The 21,212-nt window shown below is 59.4% G+C and carries 19 protein-coding genes and 4 pseudogenes; 17 read left to right on the top strand and 6 right to left on the bottom strand.

Features of this window, described 5'->3' with window-relative positions; all coding sequences use genetic code 11:
* Nucleotides 1–167: 167 nt before the first annotated feature.
* From ACVWW1_RS21335 to ACVWW1_RS21290, 10 genes and pseudogenes are all read left to right on the top strand, one after another.
* A pseudogene (locus tag ACVWW1_RS21335) lies at nt 168–404 on the top strand (hypothetical protein); the annotation flags it as partial.
* A 19-nt stretch (nt 405–423) separates the two neighbouring features.
* Nucleotides 424–786, top strand: coding sequence for a hypothetical protein (locus tag ACVWW1_RS21330; RefSeq protein WP_456657347.1), 363 nt, complete (start codon nt 424–426; stop codon nt 784–786).
* Nucleotides 783–1,103, top strand: a complete 321-nt coding sequence (locus tag ACVWW1_RS21325; protein WP_456657346.1) for a nitrogen fixation protein NifZ — start codon at nt 783–785, stop codon at nt 1,101–1,103. The genes ACVWW1_RS21330 and ACVWW1_RS21325 overlap by 4 nt, the downstream gene beginning before the upstream one ends.
* The gene (locus ACVWW1_RS21320) at nt 1,100–1,339 is read left to right on the top strand and encodes a nitrogen fixation protein NifZ (RefSeq protein ID WP_429032766.1); all 240 of its coding nucleotides are present in this window, start codon (nt 1,100–1,102) and stop codon (nt 1,337–1,339) included. Before ACVWW1_RS21325 ends, ACVWW1_RS21320 begins: the two co-directional genes overlap by 4 nt.
* A 15-nt stretch (nt 1,340–1,354) precedes the next feature.
* On the top strand, nt 1,355–1,714 hold the full coding sequence (locus ACVWW1_RS21315) for a DUF3024 domain-containing protein (RefSeq protein WP_456657345.1): 360 nt from the start codon (nt 1,355–1,357) through the stop codon (nt 1,712–1,714).
* 34 nt (nt 1,715–1,748) lie between these two features.
* Nucleotides 1,749–2,018: a DUF6129 family protein gene (locus ACVWW1_RS21310; protein WP_456657344.1), complete on the top strand. Its 270-nt coding sequence runs from the start codon at nt 1,749–1,751 to the stop codon at nt 2,016–2,018.
* Nucleotides 2,019–2,062: 44 nt separating this feature from the next.
* The gene (locus ACVWW1_RS21305) at nt 2,063–3,217 is read left to right on the top strand and encodes a DegT/DnrJ/EryC1/StrS family aminotransferase (protein WP_456660638.1); all 1,155 of its coding nucleotides are present in this window, start codon (nt 2,063–2,065) and stop codon (nt 3,215–3,217) included.
* Nucleotides 3,218–3,825: 608 nt separating this feature from the next.
* The gene (locus ACVWW1_RS21300; RefSeq protein ID WP_456657343.1) at nt 3,826–4,272 is read left to right on the top strand and encodes a Rieske (2Fe-2S) protein; all 447 of its coding nucleotides are present in this window, start codon (nt 3,826–3,828) and stop codon (nt 4,270–4,272) included.
* Between the two features lie 999 nt (nt 4,273–5,271).
* The gene (locus ACVWW1_RS21295; RefSeq protein ID WP_429032760.1) at nt 5,272–5,508 is read left to right on the top strand and encodes a hypothetical protein; all 237 of its coding nucleotides are present in this window, start codon (nt 5,272–5,274) and stop codon (nt 5,506–5,508) included.
* 155 nt (nt 5,509–5,663) lie between these two features.
* Nucleotides 5,664–6,011 carry a (2Fe-2S) ferredoxin domain-containing protein gene (locus ACVWW1_RS21290; RefSeq protein WP_429032758.1) on the top strand — a complete coding sequence of 116 codons (348 nt, stop codon included), beginning with the start codon at nt 5,664–5,666 and terminating at the stop codon, nt 6,009–6,011.
* 578 nt (nt 6,012–6,589) lie between these two features.
* On the opposite strand, the gene ACVWW1_RS21285 is transcribed toward ACVWW1_RS21290, so the two are convergent.
* The gene (locus ACVWW1_RS21285) at nt 6,590–7,333 is read right to left on the bottom strand and encodes an OmpW/AlkL family protein (RefSeq protein WP_456657342.1); all 744 of its coding nucleotides are present in this window, start codon (nt 7,331–7,333) and stop codon (nt 6,590–6,592) included.
* Nucleotides 7,334–7,541: 208 nt separating this feature from the next.
* Nucleotides 7,542–8,144, bottom strand: a complete 603-nt coding sequence (locus tag ACVWW1_RS21280; RefSeq protein ID WP_456657341.1) for a hypothetical protein — start codon at nt 8,142–8,144, stop codon at nt 7,542–7,544.
* 513 nt (nt 8,145–8,657) lie between these two features.
* Here ACVWW1_RS21280 and nifH point away from each other — a divergent pair.
* The 7 genes and pseudogenes from nifH (at nt 8,658) to ACVWW1_RS21245 (ending at nt 16,547) form a co-directional block, all read left to right on the top strand.
* Nucleotides 8,658–9,544, top strand: a pseudogene (gene nifH, locus ACVWW1_RS21275) (nitrogenase iron protein).
* Between the two features lie 132 nt (nt 9,545–9,676).
* Nucleotides 9,677–10,411, top strand: coding sequence for a nitrogen fixation protein NifQ (locus tag ACVWW1_RS21270; RefSeq protein WP_456657340.1), 735 nt, complete (start codon nt 9,677–9,679; stop codon nt 10,409–10,411).
* 367 nt (nt 10,412–10,778) lie between these two features.
* On the top strand, nt 10,779–11,966 hold the full coding sequence (nifV, locus tag ACVWW1_RS21265) for a homocitrate synthase (protein WP_456660637.1): 1,188 nt from the start codon (nt 10,779–10,781) through the stop codon (nt 11,964–11,966).
* Nucleotides 11,967–12,441: 475 nt separating this feature from the next.
* Nucleotides 12,442–12,783, top strand: a complete 342-nt coding sequence (gene nifW, locus ACVWW1_RS21260; RefSeq protein ID WP_429032749.1) for a nitrogenase stabilizing/protective protein NifW — start codon at nt 12,442–12,444, stop codon at nt 12,781–12,783.
* 998 nt (nt 12,784–13,781) lie between these two features.
* Nucleotides 13,782–14,891, top strand: coding sequence for an electron transfer flavoprotein subunit alpha/FixB family protein (locus tag ACVWW1_RS21255; RefSeq protein WP_429032747.1), 1,110 nt, complete (start codon nt 13,782–13,784; stop codon nt 14,889–14,891).
* Between the two features lie 11 nt (nt 14,892–14,902).
* Nucleotides 14,903–16,210, top strand: a complete 1,308-nt coding sequence (locus tag ACVWW1_RS21250; RefSeq protein WP_429032745.1) for an FAD-dependent oxidoreductase — start codon at nt 14,903–14,905, stop codon at nt 16,208–16,210.
* Nucleotides 16,211–16,249: 39 nt separating this feature from the next.
* Nucleotides 16,250–16,547: pseudogene (locus tag ACVWW1_RS21245) on the top strand (ferredoxin family protein).
* A gap of 353 nt (nt 16,548–16,900) precedes the next feature.
* On the opposite strand, the pseudogene ACVWW1_RS21240 reads toward ACVWW1_RS21245, so the two are convergent.
* The 4 genes and pseudogenes from ACVWW1_RS21240 to ACVWW1_RS21225 all read right to left on the bottom strand — a co-directional run.
* Nucleotides 16,901–17,008, bottom strand: a pseudogene (locus ACVWW1_RS21240) (alkyl hydroperoxide reductase); the annotation flags it as partial.
* A gap of 6 nt (nt 17,009–17,014) precedes the next feature.
* Nucleotides 17,015–17,569, bottom strand: a complete 555-nt coding sequence (locus ACVWW1_RS21235) for a peroxiredoxin (protein WP_429032858.1) — start codon at nt 17,567–17,569, stop codon at nt 17,015–17,017.
* 816 nt (nt 17,570–18,385) lie between these two features.
* Nucleotides 18,386–19,417 (bottom strand): molybdenum ABC transporter ATP-binding protein, encoded by a 1,032-nt coding sequence (modC, locus tag ACVWW1_RS21230; protein ID WP_456657339.1) that lies wholly within the window; start codon nt 19,415–19,417, stop codon nt 18,386–18,388.
* The gene (locus tag ACVWW1_RS21225) at nt 19,414–19,926 is read right to left on the bottom strand and encodes a hypothetical protein (RefSeq protein WP_429032738.1); all 513 of its coding nucleotides are present in this window, start codon (nt 19,924–19,926) and stop codon (nt 19,414–19,416) included. Before ACVWW1_RS21225 ends, modC begins: the two co-directional genes overlap by 4 nt.
* Nucleotides 19,927–21,212: the final 1,286 nt, after the last annotated feature.

Genomic DNA, 21,212 nt, shown 5'->3' with positions numbered 1-21,212 from the left:
ATTCCGTGCGGAGGTCCAAAGGCGCTTCTGTGTACCGAGAGGCGCCTTCCAGGCGGCGCTGTTATCGTCGATGTGACTAACCATGCCGCGCAGATCAGCGCATTTTTCGCGGGATCAGTCGTGCCGCGCCGGAACATCGCCAAGCTCACTCAAGAGCAAAGTCGCCGATGAACCTGGATGTAGCATTGAAGCCGCCATCCGGCAGCCAGAGAGCGCTGATCGCGTCCACGCTGTCCGGTGACGATCTCCCGCGCGAAGCTGAGGATCATCTGCCGCATGCCGGGCTGTCCTATCATTTGGACGACGTTGCGGAACAACATCTGCTCGAAGCGCGTGCGCTGGCGCCGGACCATGCCGCGGTCCTGATTGGGATCTACCGCTTCTACTTCTACAAACTCCGTTTGGTGCGAGGAAGTGACGCCGATGTTGGCCAACAAGGATTATGAAGTTAGTCGCGCGGTCGCGCGCCACGTCGCGTCGCAGCTGCGCATTCAGCCGATCAGTGACGAGGATAGCGAGTTTCGCCGCATCATGACAGGCGATGTTCCCAATGCGTGGCTCCTAGCCATAGCGAGCGACCTGGACACCTCCGTGCGGCTCGAGGTCGCACATCGGCCGTTGGCGGAGGCGCGAGCTGCCCTAGAGCGCTGTCCTGACCGGCAGGGGGTGCCGAGCTGCATTGCGGCTGGTGAATCGTCTGAGTTCGTCGAGTACAAAGTGATGCAGCACCGCGCATGCGCGGGGCCGGGCAGCGTCCCTGCGCGTCCACGAGGGAGCGGTACATGAGCAGCATTGTGCGCGACAGCAACGTCGTCGAGCTGAGCGGGCCGCCTGTCTTTAGCTTCAACGAAAAGGTGCGAGCTAATCGCGCCATCCGCAATGACGGGACCTATCGGGGCAAGGAGATTGGCGACATTTTGGTCAAGAAGGGTGAGGTAGGTTACGTCATCTCGATCGGCACATTCCTGCAGCAATTTTACATCTACGGCGTCGAGTTTCTGGAAAGCGGCTACCGCGTCGGCATGAAGCGTAAGGAACTTGACTCGGTGGACGCCTGCGAGGAGATCGATGATCTGCCGTTGCCGGACGAGGCCGTGTCATGACGGAGCCCGGCTTTCCGAAATATCGACGGGGCCAGCGGGTCAAAACCGCTGTCGACCTCATCAATGACGGCTCTTTTCCCAATACGGAGCCCGAGGGAGTCTTGCTCGCCGCCGGAGCGACCGGCGAGGTCATCAGGGTTGCTATCCATACCGAAGCGAACGTACCGATCTACACTGTCGATTTTGGTGAGCAACTGCTCATCGGCTGTCTCGAAGAAGAAATTACAGTGCTTTGAAGGGTGGCTTTGGCAATGAATGCCGCACTGATGAGGAAGGTAAAGACCGGGCTGGTGGCTCACCCCAACGAGCTCGATCGCAAGCGGATCGAGCGCGGCTTGAGCTCGCGCAAGCGCTATCTCTATGTCGTGCCGAACGTGACGCCGGTGAGGGGCGGCTACCACGTCGAGAGTCCCTGTTGCTCGCGCAATATCGACGAGGATGGCGGTCTAATTGATGTCGCGCTGATTCTTTATGATGCCGTGAGCGGTATCTGGAAGATGTTTCGCAAGAACCACACGCGAGGAATCTGGGAATTTTACAGCCTTTACAACCGCTTGACTTCAGCAATCGACGAATTGAATGCAGATCCGGAGCGTCTGTTCTGGCAATGATGAACCACCTTTGACGAGTCATAGAGGAGCCACGATGGCGCTCACCGCGGAGGAATTGATCGAAATCGAGCGGCTGCTTGCGGCCGATGATGCCGAGATGGGTCAGTTTGTTGAGCTGCGGCGCCGCTTTCCGCAGCTTGCTTTCGCGCGCTGTGATGCGTCGGATGTAGCGGACCAGCCGTTCCGGCAGTTTTCCTCTTTCGACCTTCATCTGCTCGATGGATCGGATCACTGCGTGCAGATTACGGCCGATCCGGCGCGGGCGACCGGCATCGTGTTGGCCAAAAGGAATGTTGGGCGGTGAGCGGCACCAAACTCGCAGAGCATAGGCTTGATGGCGCGCACACTGTGGAGGAAAAGACGTCCTTCATTCCACTGTCCGATCCCGATATCACCTTCGCCGAGCTCTCTGCCGTGGAAACGCTATTGTGTTCGCCCCAAATCTCCAAAGGGCGGATCACTGAGGCGTTCGAGCACGCTTTCGCGGCCTATCTTGGGCGCAGATATGCCGTTGCGGTCTCGAGTGGTACCATCGGGCTCCTGCTTGCGCTGAAGACGCTCGGCATCGGGCCGGGGCAGGAGGTCATCGCCTCGCCCTACTCCTTTCGCGAGACCGCGTATGCCATTAGTCTCGCAGGCGCACGGGCGGTATTTGCCGATATCGACTATTGGTCGGGAACATTGGTCCCAGCGAAGGCGGAAGAGCGCATCACGGCCAACACGCGGGCGATCGTCGCCGGCAACCCTAACGGTCATCCCGCGCCATGGTCGCAACTGCGCGCGATCGCGCAGCGCCATCAGCTGCTGCTTTTGGAGGATTCCACCGAGGCAATCGGATCGAGCTACAAGGGTGAGCTCGTCGGCCGGTTTGGCGACCTGGCGGTGTTCGACTTTGCCCAGCCACTGGCCCTAAGCTGTGGCGAAGGCGCAATGGTGGTGACGGATGATATCGACATTGCGGTTGGCTTGCGTCGCCATCGCGCCCACCGCCTGGACGAGCGCTTCTCCGTTGTCGTCGGTGGCACAGCACCCTACCAGGCCGGCATGAGCGATCTCACGGCTGCCTTGGGGTTGGCGCAGCTCAAACGTCTCGATGAAATCCTGGAGCGGCGTCGGCTGGTCGAGCAGCTCTACAACGCGCATATGCAATCATTTGAGGGCATCAAACCTTCTTATGTTGGACCCCATGTGACGGAGGTGAACTGGCTGCTCTATCTCGTTCATCTGGGGACACGCTTCACGCGATCCGCCCGCGATGCCATTGTCGATGATCTGAACGCCGCAGAGGTTGAATCCGCCGCCTACAGCTACCCGCTGCACTTACAGCGCCATTATTTCGACCTCGGCTATCGGCGCGGCGACTTCCTGGTTACGGAAAAGATAGCCGATCGCGCTCTGGCGCTGCCGTTTCACACCCATCTCACGAACAACCAGATCGAGTTTATCGTCGAGACCATGAAAGATGCGTCGATCAACGTGGGCGCAGGTGCAGCGATCTACTGAGATCGTCGTCATCCGCGACATGGAAGACTGAGGATTGAATGGCGATGATCGTAGTTGTCATAGCGAGAGATGAGCAAGGGGGCCGAGGCGACATCGCTTGCGACGGACGTGCTTAGCGCGCGGATCACCAGCCACGTAAATGCGAGGAGAAGGCCGGATGACGCTCCAGTCATGTATTCGTCGGGGAAGACCGCAGGAGAAATGCTCCAACTGCGAGCGTGAAGAAGACCTGTTCGACACAGAAGACGACGTCTCCAAGCCGCGGCTCCAGGTTCACGGGCCAAGGTGCAGGAAACCGGGCACATCACAATCGAGATCCTCGGTCTCGGCTCGGGTCTCTGGAGTTAGCCAAATAGGGGATTGCTATGAACTCGCAACAAGTCATCATTCACGTTCGCTTCGCTCCGAACGGGAGGGTGGTCCAAATCAGTGAGCGCCCGGGGAAGCTCACGCCGAACCAATGGTTTGATGTTCTCAACGCCCGTTCCGGCTCGGCCTATCAGCCGCTCGCTCGTGGCCGTGGCGTTTTTCGGTTGAACAGGATTGCGGTCGAAGCGTTAAAACAGGACACGACGAGGTCGCGATGAGCGAAGACGATCGGCAACCTGATGAGCGATCAAATCGAGGTGTTTGTGGTCTGTCCGGCCGATGCCATCGAGCGGAGTGGCGTCAGGGGCTTTAGCCTGTCGCGGATCGATGATAGCGGCGAGAGCCGGCCATTTCCAATTATTGTGGTGCGCACTTTCGGAAATGACTATTTTGGTTACGTCAACCGTTGTCCGCATGACAGCGTCTGGCTCAACATCGGCTCCGGCGAGTTTTTCTCGGCGGACCGCTCCTTTCTCAGATGCGGCCGCCACGGTGCAAGCTTTGAGATCGACACTGGGGTGTGCATCGATGGCCCCTGCGATGGACAAGCGCTTGAGCCGGTAGCGCTCGCGGTGATCGAAGGTGACGTCTGCCTGTGCGGCGTCAAGCTGATGGAGGACGATCGGTTTTCCGACCCGTTCGAGGACAGCGACGAAACCATGGATATCGCGATCCAGCCGGATTAACACGCGTATCACCTTGCCGTTACTTGGCTGTCGCGCAAGTTGCCTTGGGCGCTTTGTCACCGGCTAAAGCCGTCGTACGCGTGAGCGTCGGAACAGACGCGTGTCATCGCTTTTGAACTTGTGAGAGCAAACGAGCAGCCCGCTGAATTGCGGTCATGCCCCGGCGATCTCCGCCGCATCAAGAAGGTGCCCTGGCGCTAGCTCCCCAATGGATCCGGCTGGCAGGACGCGGTCCTTGCTGCCGGCGGGTACAATACGTTCGAGAAGGAAATGCCCTCGGTGGCTAGAAGTCCGCCGAGGGCACCGTCTGGGCTGGGAGAATGGGGAGACCCAGACTGACAGGACCGTTTGGGCAGGAGGAATGACGATCCTGTATTAGAAGTTCTTGGCCGTCCGCCGCAACCGGCGTTATTGCCTGCGCTGCAATTGCAATGCCAGACCTTCGTCCATGCGACGCCCTTAGCGAGTGGCGCGACCATGGTCAGCCGACGGCGCCGGTTTGGGTCGAATGCATGAACGAGCACGTGCTCTTATTCCGCATTAGATGCGGCAAGCGTGTCTTCACGTGTATCGTGCAAAGCGGTGGCGCCCGGACCGCTGTGTTGTCGGTTTGCCGTTGCTGCCAATCAGGATTGCGGCCGGCTTAACTTGTAGCCTTAAACGCGGCTCGGCGATCACCCGTGTCTTTGGGCTCGCGCCAGGCGCTAACCTGTTGAGGCAAACGATGGCAAAACGCGGCGTCCAGCTTTTAGGCAAAGAAGATGCGGCGGGCTCACGCCGGACGATGCAGCCAGCTGATCACGCCAGGGGGGAGCATACCGCTCTATTTACCGGGCCGATCTTCCAAAATGAAAGCTCCTCGATAGGCCGTACGGGGGATCATGAAGATCTCTGCTCATTTCACGAAATGATAGCGCAAGAGCTAAACGGATAACCGAGACTCCCGCCTATTCTGCGTACAAACTGCGGAAGGCTGAAGCGCGCGATGCGACGCTTGTCGTGTCCAAAACAGAAGAAAACGACATTGTCGCAACCTCGGCAACGGTTGTCAGCTGCGGCGGAGCAGAGCAAGGGACCGTTGCAGAAACGAGCGTTACGCTTCTGGTGTGGAACTTGCTTTGGAGAAGTGGGGTGGTCGAGAAAACGATGCGGAGTAAAAAGATCGCGATGCAGAAGACGTTGAAACTGATCAAGAAGGCTGCTCCAGACGCAGAGATACCTGTCGCTGATCTTTAGCGATGACAATCACCATGGCGCCCGCTCATTTCGCCTGCTTAAGCAAGCACGAGTGGGAATCAGCAGCATTAATGCTCAATGCCGCCTTCAACTGCAATAGATGGGGGGCGACGCGATCGGACTTGCTTCTTTTCAGATGATCACAGGACAGGCGCATGAACGCAGAAACGGAATTCGAGCTTCCTCAACTTTATAGGCATCATGTCTTTGCCTGCCACACGCAACGTCCACCGACTCATCCGCACGGCAGCTGCGGCGCCTCTGGCGCGCAAGCCCTGTGGGAGCGGATGGGCAAGGCAATCGAAGTGCAAGGCCTCAACGATGTCGGCTTCACGATGGCGGGCTGTCTCGGCTTTTGTAGCGCCGGTCCCTTGTTGGTCGTTTATCCAGACGGAGTCTGGTATCGCGCGACAACGCCTGAGGACGTTGATGAAATCGTAAACTCCCATCTCAAGCAGGGCAAACGTGTCAACCGCCTCGTGATGGTGCTAAAGAGAAGCTAAAGGCGTCGCTTAGCGTCGCTTGCGCGGCCTATCAAACAGAGAGATGGCTTATCCGTCCATGAGCTGGCATCTCGATATGTCGAATCGTCCGAGGATGACCGGGCGCCCTCACGCTCCAGGACGCGCGCAACAGCGGGCCACTGAGCTTGTCGTTATGGCTCGGGATTTCATCGCGATGTTCGGTGCGAGGATCCCCGATCAGAGTGCTGCTCTTGATCGGGGTCGGTGAGCCCTGAGCGTCAAGTCCTTTGTGAGGCGGTCGTCTTCACAGAGCGGCGTACCGGCTGGATTTCGGCTCTCACAAGCAAGTGGCGCTTTTGCAGCGCGCTGCGAAACAAGAGCATGATCTGATCGATCGCTGTTGGCTCGAACCGTTTGTGGTTCGTCAGTTCATGCCGTCCCACCCGTAGCTCACAGCGAAAGCAATGCTGCGAGTGGCTCCCGATGCCCGGCGAGACGACGTTTTCTTTGACGCGTCATCTCGCTCGCCGTCGGACTGCGGTGCGGTTGGTGGACGCGCTCGATGACTCGGCGCGTCCGAGTTGATCAAACCGATGCCATTCTCTGAATGCTGTTCGTTAGAACTTGTAAGTGACGCCGCCGCTGACGAGCCATGGGTCGATATTGGCGCGCCCGGTGACGGCAATCCCATTGTTGACGGTCGCGGAATAGTTCGGCCGCAGCCACAGCTTCTTCACGTCGAAGTTAAGGCCCCAGTGGCGGTCAAGCATGTAATCGAAGCCGAACTGGACCGCCGCGCCGAACTGGTTGCTGATGTGCAAATCCGTCACCGCAAGCCCGGCGAAGGACGTATTGGCGGCCGATTGGTTGAAGAATGCGGTGTAGTTGATGCCTGCGCCGATATACGGTTTGAGCGGGCCGAAATCGGTGAAGTGATATTGCAGGGTTAGCGTTGGCGGCAACAGCCAGGCTTTGCCGATATCGAGCCCGCTAAGCGCGCCAGTGCCGCTGATGTGATGACTGGTCACGCCGAGAATAAGTTCGGCGGCAATGTTCTTTGTGAAGAAATAGGTAATGTCAAGCTCCGGTATGGCTTGAGCGCTGATCGACAGTCCAGAACTTGGCGAGGACAGCGGCGGCGCCCCCGCGACGTTGACCGAGCTGCCTGCGGTGTCCGGCAAAACACCGAGCGCGCGCAGGCGGATCATCCATGGATTGAAGGGTTCGATCGGAGGCGCTTTGTAGTAGACTGGTGACGGACCCAGATCCGCAGCCTGTACCGAGATGCTGGCCAACGAGGTCGCGAGCGCGAGGAGCGATGCCGTCGTCAGAATTGTTCTTGTTCTCATCGAATTCTCCATTCCAAAGTCCGCGCGAAGAGTCGCGCGAGATCTCTGTCACACATGGCGGATGGCGAAGGATTTGACGCCGATCAAAATGGGAGCGGCCGTAGCGCAATTATGCCGCCAAGTTGCATAAGGATCACGGCCGCGAAGTGTCGTGGTCTCTGTGACTGATCGTTATTCAATTCAAGAGTCCGCCTGAGCCGAATCTCTTCAAGAAACTGTTTCACCGCTTGATGCTCTGATCCAATCCAATCGGGTCCGCAGGGGGCATGCGCGATGAAGGCGGCAACTGCGGACGCCTTTCACACACTGCAAGGGCGGGAAAGCCTGCATTCGCACCGAGCGCAATATGGGCAATGCCGTTGTACGGAGCCATCACGCTGGCCTTCTCAGCGAAGGTCCCGTCGGCTACCCGTGAAAGAAGCCTCAAACGTCGTTCTTCCTTTGCCGGCATGGTGCGATCCGTCGTTTCCTCACCTCTGCGGATAGAGCGTGCCCTTTGCGTCGTGCGAACATCTCTCGAGATCAGCTTGCGTTTTCCGGCCAAGCAGCGACAGCGCGGATCGAATCCGGCGCATCCTGCCCTGTCGATGTTGATCGAAGGTCGTCGTAGCAGGAGGGGATCGCCTGCCATTAACGCGAGTGCCCTTGCCGCGTCCATAGTGTCGGGATTGACTTCGACTGACTTGATACGGGGCGCGGCTCGGTTGAACCAGGATACGGGCTCGCAAAAAAAGCGGCGCAATTCCGCCGGACTGCACGGCTCCGTCAAGATATCCTTGGCGGTTACGTCCTCGGTGCGGTGCCGCCGCGTCCGGAAGCCCATTCGACTTTCCTGCCGATCATCTCCAACGTCGGCGGACTAAGCGCACCGTGTGCGTAACACCCGTCGCTGGTCCGCTAGGTTGCGAGCCCGCCATGCATCTTGACCCTCCTCAAATCGCCGCCAACCGGCTTGCGGGAACCGTAGCAAGTCCCGTCCCACACATGAAGGTGTCGGAACAGGTCATGCCAAGTCGGCTTTATCGGGTTGACGGTTGTGGCCTTGTTCGTTTTCTGACAGCCGCGTAGATGCTGTCAGATCCAAAACAGCCAAGATCACTCACCGGCTCGTTGGCGTTTTATAAAACGTAATCAGAAGCTTAAGGGGCGCGGACAAGCGTTGGCACGGCGGTTGCTAGTATGGGGCAGCAACACTGAGTGAGGGCTGAGTGCACGCCGACGCGTACGACGAGCGATGCGCTCCTTCCCTTGAACCCGTGTGCCCGCTTCTGAGAGAGAAACAAGCTCGCGCGTAAAAAGCGCGCAACTTTTGGCAAATCGGTTGATGGAGAGCAACATGTCTTCACTGAGACAAATCGCATTCTACGGGAAGGGCGGCATCGGCAAGTCGACCACGTCGCAGAACACGCTGGCGGCGCTGGCCGAGATGGGCCAGAAAATCCTGATTGTGGGGTGCGATCCGAAAGCGGATTCGACCCGCCTGATCCTGCACGCCAAGGCGCAGGACACGATTTTGAGTCTTGCAGCGAGCGCTGGCAGCGTGGAGGACCTCGAACTCGAGGACGTGATGAAGGTCGGCTACAGGGACATCCGCTGCGTGGAGTGTCCGGTGGTCCGGAGCCGGGCGTCGGCTGCGCCGGCCGCGGCGTCATCACCTCGATCAATTTCCTGGAGGAGAACGGCGCCTATGAGAACATTGACTATGTCTCCTACGACGTGCTCGGCGACGTCGTTTGCGGTGGCTTTGCGATGCCGATCCGCGAGAACAAGGCGCAGGAGATCTATATCGTGATGTCCGGTGAAATGATGGCGATGTATGCCGCAAACAACATCTCCAAAGGCATCCTAAAATACGCCAACTCTGGCGGCGTGCGGCTGGGCGGCCTGATCTGCAACGAGCGACAGACCGACAAGGAGCTGGAACTGGCGGAGGCGCTGGCCAAGAAGCTTGGCACTCAGCTGATCTACTTCGTCCCGCGCGACAACTTGGTGCAGCATGCCGAGTTACGCCGCATGACGGTGCTGGAGTATGCGCCCGAGTCGAAGCAGGCCGATCACTATCGTAACCTCGCGACCAAGGTTCACAACAATGGCGGCAAGGGCATCGTTCCGACCCCGATCTCCATGGACGAGCTCGAGGACATGCTGATGGAGCATGGCATTATGAAGCCCGTCGACGAATCCATCGTCGGCAAGACCGCCGCGGAACTCGCGGCCTCGTAAAGGTCGCGAGTCGCGGCCTTGTGAAGGCGCGCGACGGATGCCGGCCTCCCTCCACCCCCCATCCGGGGAGGCCGGCATTCTGACGATCGACCCCTGACCGGAACCAAATGCGGCGAGGTAGACCTGACCGTTATGGAAATCGACAAAACCATGTCCGAAGCGCACTTCATTCCGTTCATGGTTGCTTGTGGCGTAGGTGCGAACAGCCAGGTACACAGGGGAATTGCGACCTACCGCCTGCTCACCGGTGCGTCTCCCGCAGATGCCGACATTGCCATTGACAGCAATCTCGATCGCCATGTCCTGGCGTCTATTCTGGCGGCTGCCACAATGGACGGTGGCCCGCTTCCCGAGAAGGCCGGCTTGTCCGGCCTTGAACTTGCGGCCTTGCTGCACCGGTACTTTCCGTCGCTTGAGATCAAGCTCGCGGCGCAGCTGCTGACCTTTAAGTGCGATGAGAACGACGAGATCGCAATGGTACGCGATCTCTTGCTCAAGCAACGCTCGACTGAAGGGGATATCGGCCGCTGGCTGGCTGCGATGATCGCGCGCCGCGCCATTGAGCCAGACCATCTATGGGAAGCTCTCGGATTGCGCAATCGGGGCGAACTCTCTCGGCTGCTAAGCCGCCATTTCGCGCCGCTCGCCGCGCGCAATATCAACAATATGCGCTGGAAGCGCTTCTTCTACCGCATGCTTTGCGAGGATGAAGGCCTCGCAATGTGCACGACACCCGTGTGCACACAATGTAACGACTTCAGCCTCTGCTTCGGTGAAGAAAGCGGTGAGAGCCGGATGGCCGAGCGCCGGCGTGATTTTCTGCGGCAGCCGGCTCGCCCGGTCGTTGCCGGCGACTGGCCCATCTGAGTTGCCACAAGGGTCCCTCCTCGATCGTCCCGTCATCCGAGAAGGCCTCGCCCGATTTGGCGGGAGGCGGAGGGCGCAGCTAACGCCGTTTCGATGCGAGCGAGTGAGGTGTGCAAAGCGGCGCAGGGTCAAGTGCTCCGCGACAATTCTCGCATCCCGGCGCGCCGCAATCGCGTTAACGTTCGAGCTCGCACTGGCGAGAGAAGGCAAGGCGTCCGCTTCACGAGCCTGTCGCATTTGCGACAATCCTTTTGCCGAAGTGGTTGAGGAAGGAGGCGTAGCCTCGTCAATGGGTTGTCGGGCGCGGCTGGCTGGCATGCCGGTTGCTGAAGCATATGCGGGTCAAACAATGAGGAGCCCTTGCGTGATTGCCGCCACCACCGCCGCCAAACCGTCTTGGTCCGATCAGGCGCGCGCCGAGCCCACCGTGCTCAACGACACGACGTTGCGCGACGGCGAGCAAGCCCCTGGCGTTGCGTTCACCACAGAGGAAAAGCTGGCGATCGCGCAGGCGCTGGCGCGGACCGGGGTCACGGAGATCGAGGCGGGAACGCCAGCGATGGGCAACGAGGAGATCGCAGCCATCCGCGCCATGGTCGAAGCAGATCTTCCGCCGACCACCACAGGCTGGTGCCGGATGCGGCAAGCGGACGTCGACGCGGCGATCGAAGCAAAGGTGTCCATGATCAATATGTCGATCCCGACTTCCGATGTGCAGATCGCGGCCAAGCTTGGCGGTGATCGCGACCGGGCGGTGGAACAGGTGAAGCGAGTGGTAGGCTATGCCCGTGAGCGGGGATTTGAGGTCGCCGTCGGCGGTGAGGACGCTTCCCGCGCCGACATCGATTTTCTCGTCAGACTGATGGCAACCGCAAAAGCCACAGGCGCGCGTCGCTTTCGTGTTGCAGATACGCTCGGTGTGCTCGATCCAGACACAACCTACGCGCTGGTCGGGAGTTTGCGTGCGACCACCGATCTCGAACTCGAATTTCACGGCCACGACGATCTCGGACTGGCGACTGCCAATACGCTCTCCGCCATCAAGGCTGGCGCGACCCACGCCTCGGTGACCGTCATCGGGCTGGGTGAGCGGGCCGGAAATGCGCCGCTCGAGGAAATCGCGGTCGCACTCAAGCAGCTCTACGGGCGCGAGACCGGCATCGTACTGCCGGAGTTCGAGAACGTTGCCGCGGTGGTGGCAGCCGCGGCCGCACGTGCGATTCCTCTGAACAGGGCCATCGTCGGAGAGCATGTATTTACGCATGAATCCGGCATTCATGTCGATAGCCTCTTAAAGGATCAACGCACCTATCAGTCGCTTGATCCTGCTTTGGTTGGCCGCTGCAACAGCTTTGTGATCGGCAAGCATTCCGGACTTGCGGCGATCACCGAGTTACTCGATGAACTACAACTCGTCACCGGCGCCGATCAGGCCAGACAGATCCTGTCGCAAGTCCGCAAACATGCCATCGAGCACAAGCTGCCGGTCGGGCGCGAAACGGTGGCGGCGATCTGGCACGACGCGTGCGGATGCCTGGCAACCCACCCCGCGTGAAGAGCCGTGTTCACCTTCGTTTGCGCCGACCATTCGAAAACCAACGCGCCGCAAGGACGTTATCCGTTGTCGCTGATCGGCGGGAACGACGTCTTGCTTACGCATGCCAGATCCCCTGGCGCGATCTCAGCTCCAGAGCTTGCTGGCCATTTCGGCATACATGCTGTGACCTGCTATCCAATCGCGAGCTGTCCCCGGACTGCCAAGCGTGCGGCTCCCCGTGCGGCTGCTTTCCGGTCCGGCCACCGCCCTGACGAACGTCAACATTGATCGCGGTCTGGCCATTGATGCTGCACCTCCATCGAGACGGACGTCGTCACCGCCTGCTGATCTGGGTAGCGAAGTTGAGGGCGTCGGCTTTTCAGGGGCAGGTGTTGGCGCCCGCATGAGCCGTGCGAGCTAGCACTGCAGCAGGAGCAATCGGCTCTATCGCGTCTCATTGAACGTCCACGAGCTAATCCAAAGGAGATTCTCGATGATCAATTCACCCCCGGCAGCCGGTATCCTGGATCGGCTCAGCAAGGCTTCGTCGGCGGAGGAGTTTTTTTCGCTGCTTGGCGTCGATTACAACCCAAGGATCGTCAATGTCGCGCGCCTTCACATCCTAAGGCGCATGGGACAAAATTTTGCCAAGGAGCAATTCGCTGGTGCCGCAGAGCCGGAAATCAGAGCGCGGTGCAAAGCGATGCTGGAGCAGGCCTATGCCGATTTCGTGGCATCGACACCGATCGACCAGAGAGTGTTCAAGGTTTTGAAGGATGCCGTCGCAGACACTCACAAGCCTCCGGCTTTTGTCCCCTTGAACGCGCTGAAGTGATCTCGCGTCCACTGCCAGTGAGGTTTGCCCCAAGCGGCGCCGTAGCGGCCCGCTTGCGAAGCCTTCGCCTTCATTCAGAACAACTTTCTGCAGTCATGATCCGAGCGGCGCTGTCGTATTCCCGACCCATGTCTGGACTGGTCGTGTCAGCGGTGTCAGCGGCCATTTTAAGTCTCTCCAAAATCATTGCGTTCGACTGACTTTCCATGGTTTTTGCAACTGGTACAACACTTGCTGTTGTCGTGTCTGTCCGGTCATCGACGCCGACAGACGATTGTCGTCCGCGATGAGATTGAAGGAAGACCCTATGACGTTGCTTCTACTGCCTGCCGAGCGATACGTCTCATGGCTCATGCGCGCCGGGTCCGTTCGAAATGGCCTTTGATGCGATCGAAGCCAGCGTCGACCGTGAGATGGTGGTCAATGGCTAAGTCGCCCTTCGACGCTACATGTGGAGAGAGTATGGACATAGCCGTCCGCATTGAGCAGGTCCGCAACAGTGCGCAGAGCTGCATCCATCGCAAGGCGGATAGCAACATGCGTCAGGATGAGATGCAAACGGCGGCCAGTGCGAGTTGTGGGCGCTGGAGCCCGGGCACGGATTGCGTAACAGGTGCGATGCCAGGATCGCTTTTGCGATCAGACTCAATGTGGGAGCGCTGGGCCGATAGCGAGGCGCGGGTCTCGCGCGGCAAGCGGACACATCAACTCATGCATGGAAACGACCGGTCACAGCCCTCGCAGCGGCCTGGCCGCCGCTGGTGGCGCTCGTCGAATGGAGCACGCAAGAGACCAGTGTCGAGGACCTCTCCAATTGTGGCCCGCCCGGCGAGTCTGCCGCGACGACGCGTCTCGTTGTGCGGTCAAGCTGCACCGAGCAGATGGAGCAGACGAGTAGCCGGCCGGCCACTTGCTGATCAAAAGTGATCTTCAGTTATCCGAAGCTAGAGAGCAAACCTGTGGCGCGGGCGCGCGTGTTTTTGAGGGAAATCTAGAGCATGAGCAATGTCACCAAAACGCCGACGCCGGCAGCGGCCGGCCGCGCGGCAGCCAAAAAAGAACTGCCGGAGCACTTTAAGACCTACAAGCATGTCTGGGTATTCGTCGAGCTAGAGCGCGGGCAGGTCCATCCGGTTTCCTGGGAGCTCATGGGTGCGGGGCGCAGGCTCGCCGACAGGTTGAAGGTGAATCTCGCCGCGGTCGTTATTGGTCCGGAGGGGCAGCTCACACGTAACGCCGCGCTTGAATCCTTCTGCTATGGCGCCGATCTGGCCTATCTCGTGAGCGACAATGTCTTGTCGGATTACCGCAACGAATCCTATACCAAAGCGCTGACCGAACTCGTCGACACCTACAAGCCCGAGATCCTGCTGCTGGGTGCGACGACGCTGGGTCGCGATCTCGCAGGTTCCGTGGCCACGACCTTGTCGACGGGGCTTACTGCCGACTGCACCGCGCTCGATGTCGATGCCGATGGTTCCCTCGCGGCGACGCGTCCGACCTTTGGCGGGTCGCTGCTCTGCACGATCTATACCTTGAATTATCGTCCGCAGATGGCAACCGTCCGCCCGCGGGTCATGCCGATGCCTGAGCGCGTCGTACGCGATGCCGCTCGCATCATCATCCATCCACTCGGCCTCGTCGAAGACGATATTGTCACGAAAGTGCTGTCGTTCATCCCCGACCGCGATTCCGAAACGTCCAATCTCGCCTACGCCGATGTCGTGGTTGCGGGCGGCCTGGGACTGGGATCGCCTGAGAATTTTCGGCTGGTGCGGGAGCTCGCAATTCTGCTCGGCGCTGAATATGGCTGCTCGCGTCCTCTGGTGCAAAAAGGGTGGGTGACGTCTGACCGGCAGATCGGCCAGACCGGCAAGACCATCAGGCCAAAGCTGTATATTGCTGCCGGCATTTCCGGCGCGATCCAGCATCGGGTCGGCGTGGAGGGAGCGGATCTGATCGTCGCCATTAATACCGACAAGCACGCTCCGATCTTCGACTTCGCCCATATCGCAATCGTCAGTGACGCCGTGCAATTGCTACCGGCGCTGACGGCGGCATTTCGTGCCCGGCTTTTGCCGAATTCGCGCGCCCGGATCGCGGTCTAGAGGAGATGACGATGATTGAAGAGAGGTTCGATGCGATCGTGGTCGGGGCCGGTATGGCCGGCAACGCGGCGGCGCTGACCATGGCCAGACAAGGCATGAAGGTGCTGCAGCTCGAGCGGGGCGAATATCCCGGATCGAAGAATGTGCAGGGCGCAATCCTCTATGCCGACATGATGGAAAAGCTGATCCCTGAGTTTCGCGAGGAGGCGCCGCTCGAACGCCATCTGATCGAACAGCGGTTCTGGATGATGGACGACCGCTCCCATGTTGGCATGCACTACCGCTCGGACGACTTTAATGAGGAGCGGCCGAACCGCTACACGATCATACGTGCGCAGTTTGACAAATGGTTCTCGTCGAAGGTGCGGGAGGCCGGTGCGACCGTGCTGTGCGAGACGACCGTCACCGAGCTCGCACGAGACGACCGTGAAAGGATCGTCGGTGTTCGAACGGACCGCCGCGACGGCGAAATACACGCTGACGTCGTCGTGCTAGCTGAAGGTGTCAATGGCTTGCTTGGGACGCGCGCGGGCCTGCGCCCGCGGCCGACACCCGATAACGTTGCGCTCGCGGTGAAGGAGATGCACTTTTTGGCTCGCGAGACGATCGAGGCGCGTTTCAATCTCAAGGGCGATGAAGGCGTCGTGATCGAGGCGGCTGGTACCATTTCCCACGGCATGACCGGAATGGGTTTCATCTATGCCAACAAAGAGTGCATTTCGCTCGGCATCGGCTGTCTCGTCGCCGATTTCCAGCGTACCGCCCGGACGCCCTATGGCTTGCTTGAGCAATTCAAGAAGCATCCCTCTGTGGCGCCGCTGATAGCAGGCTCCGAAGTCAAGGAATATTCGGCGCATCTCATTCCTGAAGGCGGTTACAAGTCGATCCCGCAGCTCTATGGAGAGGGCTGGGTGATGGTAGGCGATGCGGCGCAGCTCAACAATGCAATTCATCGCGAGGGCTCCAATCTCGCGATGACCTCAGGCCGCATCGCGGCCGAAGCGATCGGCCTGGTGAAATCGCGCGGCGAGCCGATGACCGCGGCAAATCTGGCGCTCTACAAGAAGATGCTGGACGATTCCTTCGTCATGAAGGATCTCAAGAAGTACAAGGATTTGCCGCCCCTGATGCATACCAACTCGCGAAACTTCTTTCTCACCTATCCACAACTCATCTCCAAAGCGATGCATAACTTTGTGCGCGTCGATGGTACGCCGAAGGCTGAGAAGGAGAAGGCGACCCTGAAAGCCTTTGTCAAGGCGCGGTCATGGACAGGTCTGTTCGGCGATGCATGTCGTTTTGCCCGGGCCTGGCGCTGATCGGCAAGAGTGTGAAGTCCTGCAATGGAAGGCCAAAACATGAATGTCGAACCCTCAGTGCGCGTGGAAGACAAACTGTACTACAACCGCTATCTTGTTGACGTCGGTCGCCCCCACGTCAAGGTCCGCGCGCACACGACGCCATCGCCGCAGCTACTTGCACTTTTGAAAGCCTGCCCGGCGCGATGCTACGAACTCAACGACAATGGCCAGGTTGAGATAAACCGTCGACGGCTGCATCGAGTGCGGCACCTGCCGCGTGATCGCCGAGCCCACCGGCGATATCCAATGGAGCCACCCGCGCGGCGGATATGGAGTGCTGTTCAAGTTTGGCTGAGAAAGCAACGAAGGGACCCGGTGTGATCGCCATTAAGCGACAGGATCTCACCTGTTTGTGGCGCATTCCGCCTCGCTTCGGAGCAAAGTCAAAATTCGAGCGAGACGCCAACTTTCAAGGGGATGCTCCGCAAGCGACAGCTTGCGGGTATCACTGTCTCCCGGGACCAACACGAAGGACGATCGTGGCGCGGCTGAGTGGCGCCACAACGCTGTCGATCGATGGCAGAGGAGGACTCAGCCTGTCGCCTGCGAGGAGATAGGCCCATCGGCCTCGATTGCGACAGCCACTGACTGCACGATCGCGGAAAATCGCACGGCGGTCTGGATCGCTTCGGAACTGACGTCCGCGGTCCGTCGCTGCGGCGAGAGCGTCTCATCGGCCACCAAGGACGTCAGGTTGAGCCTGGCGTGCTTGGCGAAATCGGGAATCTTATCGGTCAACTGTTCGATCGAGGACATGCTGGCTCAAGCAACCTTCAGGGTTTCACCGTCAATTTCGCGGTTGCAGGGACAGAGCTCGTCGGTTTGCAGCGCGTCCAGAACGCGCAGCGTGTCCTTGGGGCTGCGCCCGACATTGAGATTGGTCGCATAGACGTGCTGGATTGTGTTGTCCGGATCAACGATAAAGGTGTAGCGATAGGCGACACCCTCGGGTGAACGTACACCAAGGCCATCGACCAGCGTTCCCTTGGTGTCGGCAAACTGCCAGATTGGCAGATTGTGCAGATCGGCGTGTGAGCGGCGCCAAGCGAGCTTGCAGAACTCGTTGTCAGTCGAGCCACCCAGTACCACCGCATCACGGTCGACGAATTCCTTCGAAAGCCGGGCGAACTCAGCGATCTCGGTCGGGCAGACGAAGGTAAAGTCCTTGGGATAGAAGAAGATGATCTTCCATTTTTCTGGAAAGCTCGCTTCGGTCAACTTCTCGAATGCGCTCTGCCCGTCTTCTTCCTGAGCCTGAAAGCCGGGCTTCACGCCTGTGATCTCGAACGGCGGCAACTGACTTCCAATTCCAAGCATACTGCCCTCACAAGGTTTGTTTCCGGAGATCGTGACCTCACTGGTGAAGCAAGCCATATGCCATCCGTTCTCAATATCCGATTGTCCTAACTACGCCACCCGGTGGCCTGGCTGCGGGCATTTGATCCATGGTTCGATTGAATCGCCTGTCCAACACACTGCGTGTATGCGGCGAGCCGCGCCACCATTGCTCCCCGAGTTGACGATCGCAAGCAGCAGCGTGGCAACATCCTCAGTCCAGACATCTTCTTTGAACGGCTGTCAGAAGTGGTGCACCGCGGGTGATCGCGTCAACGAATTCGATACGCAAGTCGCGGCCAGCCACTTGCTATTTGGCGAATTTGCTGATCACGAGGAGATCGACTTTGTCGCGAAGCGCCGGTCAAACGACAGCGACGGCCTCGGCACCTACATTTGTATCGAGCTTACGGGACATAGCGCCGCTGCCGAGTGGCTGGGCAATCGAGATCTCTTGCCCGGTCGCAACGTCGACTGCGAGCATAACGTGCGTGCCGCCGCACCCCTCTCGTGTCGCCGGACGAGTCCGCCGACGCGTACGCCTCGCCACGCGAGATCGGCCAGCAGCCGATCGACGTCGTCCTTCGGCCGGTAGAGAATTGCCCCCACGAAATTCGGAGCGATTTCATCAAGATTGTCGATCATGGCCGTAGTCCTAATGCCGCTCGTTTCTCGTGCCGGCGCTTACCTATCGAACGTTTCCTGCTGATGTGGAAGGCGTTATGAGCAACCGCTCGGGGACCGCAACCGGCGCGGCGCGCGCAACCTCCGCGAATACGTTCATTCCATTGCTGAGCCCTAGCGCATCAAAGGAGCGGCGCGCGATGCGCGCCAGAAGCGGCACGTGACGCCCGAGCGGGCAGTTTCGACAGCCAGAACCAAAGTGACCTCAGCCTCGTCGAACGGCAGAGAGGCTTTGATGCGTGCCGGAAAGACATTGAGGAAGGAGCTTGCGCGCGGGGGTTCGTACGCGATGCTGACGTCGCCGGCTGCGATGCGCAGCCGCAGCTGCGCGCCCGGTCTAAGCGGCGCTCCAGGTATCAAAAGGCGCGCACCTTTGAGGCGGAGGATGATCAGCCCATAGCGCCCGTCATAGCCGCCGACCACGGTATCAAGGCAGACCGCTGCGTCGCCGCACGCCGCAAGCACGGGATCGCTCTGAACGACGTTGAGCGGCCCGACCGCAGTCACAATGCCATCTTTCATCATGACGAGACGATCGGCAAAGCGCTCGATATCAGCCATGTCATGGCTGATATAGATCATCGGCAGTGGGAGCTTTTCCCGCATGCACTCCAGAAACGGCAGGATCTCGCACTTGGCGGAGCGATCGAGCATAGTGAGCGGGTCGTCCAGCAAAAGTAGCCGAGGTTGCGCTAGCAGCGCGTTGCCCAAGGCAAGCCGCTGTCGCTCTGCGCCAGAAAGACGTGACGGCGAGCAATCAAGCAGTGGCCCCAAGCCGAGCAATTCGACCACGCCATCAAAATCGATGAGTGTCGGCTTCGATTTCGACGCGTTGTACAGAAGGGCGCGCTTGACAGACAAATGAGAAAAAAGAATTGGTCGTTGGAATACATATGCCACGGGACGCAGATGAGGCGGCCGGAACGTGGTCTCATCCTGCCAAATCTCGCCATCGATCGCACAAAATCCGCTTGGTAGACGCTGTACGCCCGCGATGCAGCGCGCGAGTGTGGCGTTGCCGCACCCTGGCGCGCCGAAAATTGCCGTAACCCCGTTGGCGGGTACGCTGAATTGTGCATCCAGCGGGACGTTGGCGCGAGAGCCGTTGAAGGCAACTTCAATATAGCCCGGTTTTGCTTCTCTCACGTGCCCGCGCCTGTGCTGTATCCTTCCATGGTGCCGAGAAGGATGGCGCAAAGGCGATGATCGCCATGCCGGCGACAAGACAGCCTCTTTTGCTCCAGCGCGGCGTCTCCGCTCCGAGGAAGCCATAATTTGCGGCGGCCGGATTGCAGATCGATGGTGTCCGCACACCTGGCATCTTGAGCGTCTCCGCGCCATCGAGGATCGTGGCAATCGAACGCTGCCGCGCGCGCTTGCCGGTGAAACAGGCAAATCGCGGAACTCTCAGCCAGCTTGGCCTTACCGTGGCTGTCCGCTGGCACGAACTGTACGGCTTGTGTTGTTCGGCTGTAGAAGTGTCGCCTATCACCAGAGCTCAATACCGCCTGGGGGTGGACAACCCGCTTGAACAGCGCCACAGCTTTGGTAGCCAATGCGAAGTTCGCGCGGGAGCCCACATCCATGGCTTCTGTAATTTCAGGCGCAAGCAGCGTCAAAGCCAGATCGATTAGAGTCAATTGGATAAGCCTCATTGGGACCCCGAGGATGTCCGCCGCGACCGCTTTCTTCCGGCAACTCCTTGCTCCTCATCCAGCAATCCCCGTGCCGATTCAAGGAATACCGTGCGCGGCCGGCTTGGTCATGGGAAACTCGCATAGAGTCGGGCCCAGCGCGCGGCTGACCACATCGTATTGTTAAGTTTCGGACGTTCGCGTCATCAACCCGACATGCAGGAGGGACGAGATGGGGGCTAAGGATGATACCATTGCCTCTTGCGTTGATGGTGTTTTGACGATCCCGTTAGAGTAGAACATAAGCTGGCACCATCCAATTTGTCCGCACCTTCCGATCTGCGCGTAGGAGAAGGTTGGCTCATTGGCACCGAGGGCTTTTGACCACTTCACCAGAAAGTTAGTGATCCCTCGGATGGACAGTTCAAAGACGCGAGCTGCCGTCACTTCATGTGGATCACGGCCGAGCCCTGTCCGCAGACTCGCGCGATCGCCCCCGCAACACCGAGGGATGAGGCGCCACGCGCGAACTCCTGAACGATCTCCTGATTTCATCAACACCGGCGCCGATCACGGAACACTCCGGCGGTTATGCCGAGCTCAAGCTGCTGGACTTCTTTGTTCGCAACTACTCGGTCAGAGACCGCCTAACTGGAACGCCTTAGCGATCGAGTTGCCGAAGAACAAATGAGGCGAAGGTCATTCGGGTCGAGGCCGTGACACTTCGCACGATCGCGTCCCGAAACGCACGCCTTGTTCAGCATTTGAAAGCGAAAGGCGGTTCACAACCGAACGACCCGTTGAGGAGCTCATCGCGCCTGAGGTAGCAGTCGCGGCTGGCAACCTCTCAGGGCCTGGCCGCAAGCCCAAGCGACTGTCGCGAAAGCCTACCGGTAGGGGCAGGAGCTCAGAAGTCCGCAATTTTCTTGTCCGACTGAGAGCTGCGCGTAGAGGCCGTGCATCTTGAGTTCGTGACGGCGGGCCTGAGTGCCTGCGCCGTATTCCTCGGCATTCACAGCGCGGAGTGTTGCTACCGTGAGGACCACGGACTGACCTGCGGAATCAAGCGTCCGTCACAGACGCGACAATTACCGTCCAGATCAGGTATTCTGGCCCATCACCTCACGCCTTGACGCTTAGCACCGAAAGCTGCATTTAGTTAGTCTGCCGGTTTATGACATGGCCGGACGCCGAACAAAGTAGTTGCGTTGACGCAACTTGTCGGTGGTCGATTCGACGGAATCGCTGTGCACATTGCGACGCCCTTTACCCCCACACTGGGCGGGGGATAACCAACATTGGATGAC

The sequence above is a fragment of the Bradyrhizobium sp. JR3.5 genome, assembly GCF_054057015.1.
Note: the sequence above shows the minus strand (reverse complement) of the source record. Positions and strands in the feature narration are given on the sequence as shown.

Bases quoted from the DNA above. Each gene is read 5' to 3' on its own strand.
- ACVWW1_RS21330 (WP_456657347.1), top strand. From the start codon at position 424: ATGTTGGCCAACAAGGATTATGAAGTTAGTCGCGCGGTCGCGCGCCAC.
- ACVWW1_RS21325 (WP_456657346.1), top strand. From the start codon at position 783: ATGAGCAGCATTGTGCGCGACAGCAACGTCGTCGAGCTGAGCGGGCCG.
- ACVWW1_RS21320 (WP_429032766.1), top strand. From the start codon at position 1,100: ATGACGGAGCCCGGCTTTCCGAAATATCGACGGGGCCAGCGGGTCAAA.
- ACVWW1_RS21315 (WP_456657345.1), top strand. From the start codon at position 1,355: ATGAATGCCGCACTGATGAGGAAGGTAAAGACCGGGCTGGTGGCTCAC.
- ACVWW1_RS21310 (WP_456657344.1), top strand. From the start codon at position 1,749: ATGGCGCTCACCGCGGAGGAATTGATCGAAATCGAGCGGCTGCTTGCG.
- ACVWW1_RS21300 (WP_456657343.1), top strand. From the start codon at position 3,826: ATGAGCGATCAAATCGAGGTGTTTGTGGTCTGTCCGGCCGATGCCATC.
- ACVWW1_RS21290 (WP_429032758.1), top strand. From the start codon at position 5,664: ATGAACGCAGAAACGGAATTCGAGCTTCCTCAACTTTATAGGCATCAT.
- ACVWW1_RS21285 (WP_456657342.1), bottom strand. From the start codon at position 7,333: ATGGAGAATTCGATGAGAACAAGAACAATTCTGACGACGGCATCGCTC.
- ACVWW1_RS21280 (WP_456657341.1), bottom strand. From the start codon at position 8,144: ATGGGCTTCCGGACGCGGCGGCACCGCACCGAGGACGTAACCGCCAAG.
- ACVWW1_RS21270 (WP_456657340.1), top strand. From the start codon at position 9,677: ATGGAAATCGACAAAACCATGTCCGAAGCGCACTTCATTCCGTTCATG.
- nifW (WP_429032749.1), top strand. From the start codon at position 12,442: ATGATCAATTCACCCCCGGCAGCCGGTATCCTGGATCGGCTCAGCAAG.
- ACVWW1_RS21255 (WP_429032747.1), top strand. From the start codon at position 13,782: ATGAGCAATGTCACCAAAACGCCGACGCCGGCAGCGGCCGGCCGCGCG.
- ACVWW1_RS21250 (WP_429032745.1), top strand. From the start codon at position 14,903: ATGATTGAAGAGAGGTTCGATGCGATCGTGGTCGGGGCCGGTATGGCC.
- ACVWW1_RS21235 (WP_429032858.1), bottom strand. From the start codon at position 17,569: ATGCTTGGAATTGGAAGTCAGTTGCCGCCGTTCGAGATCACAGGCGTG.
- ACVWW1_RS21225 (WP_429032738.1), bottom strand. From the start codon at position 19,926: ATGAGGCTTATCCAATTGACTCTAATCGATCTGGCTTTGACGCTGCTT.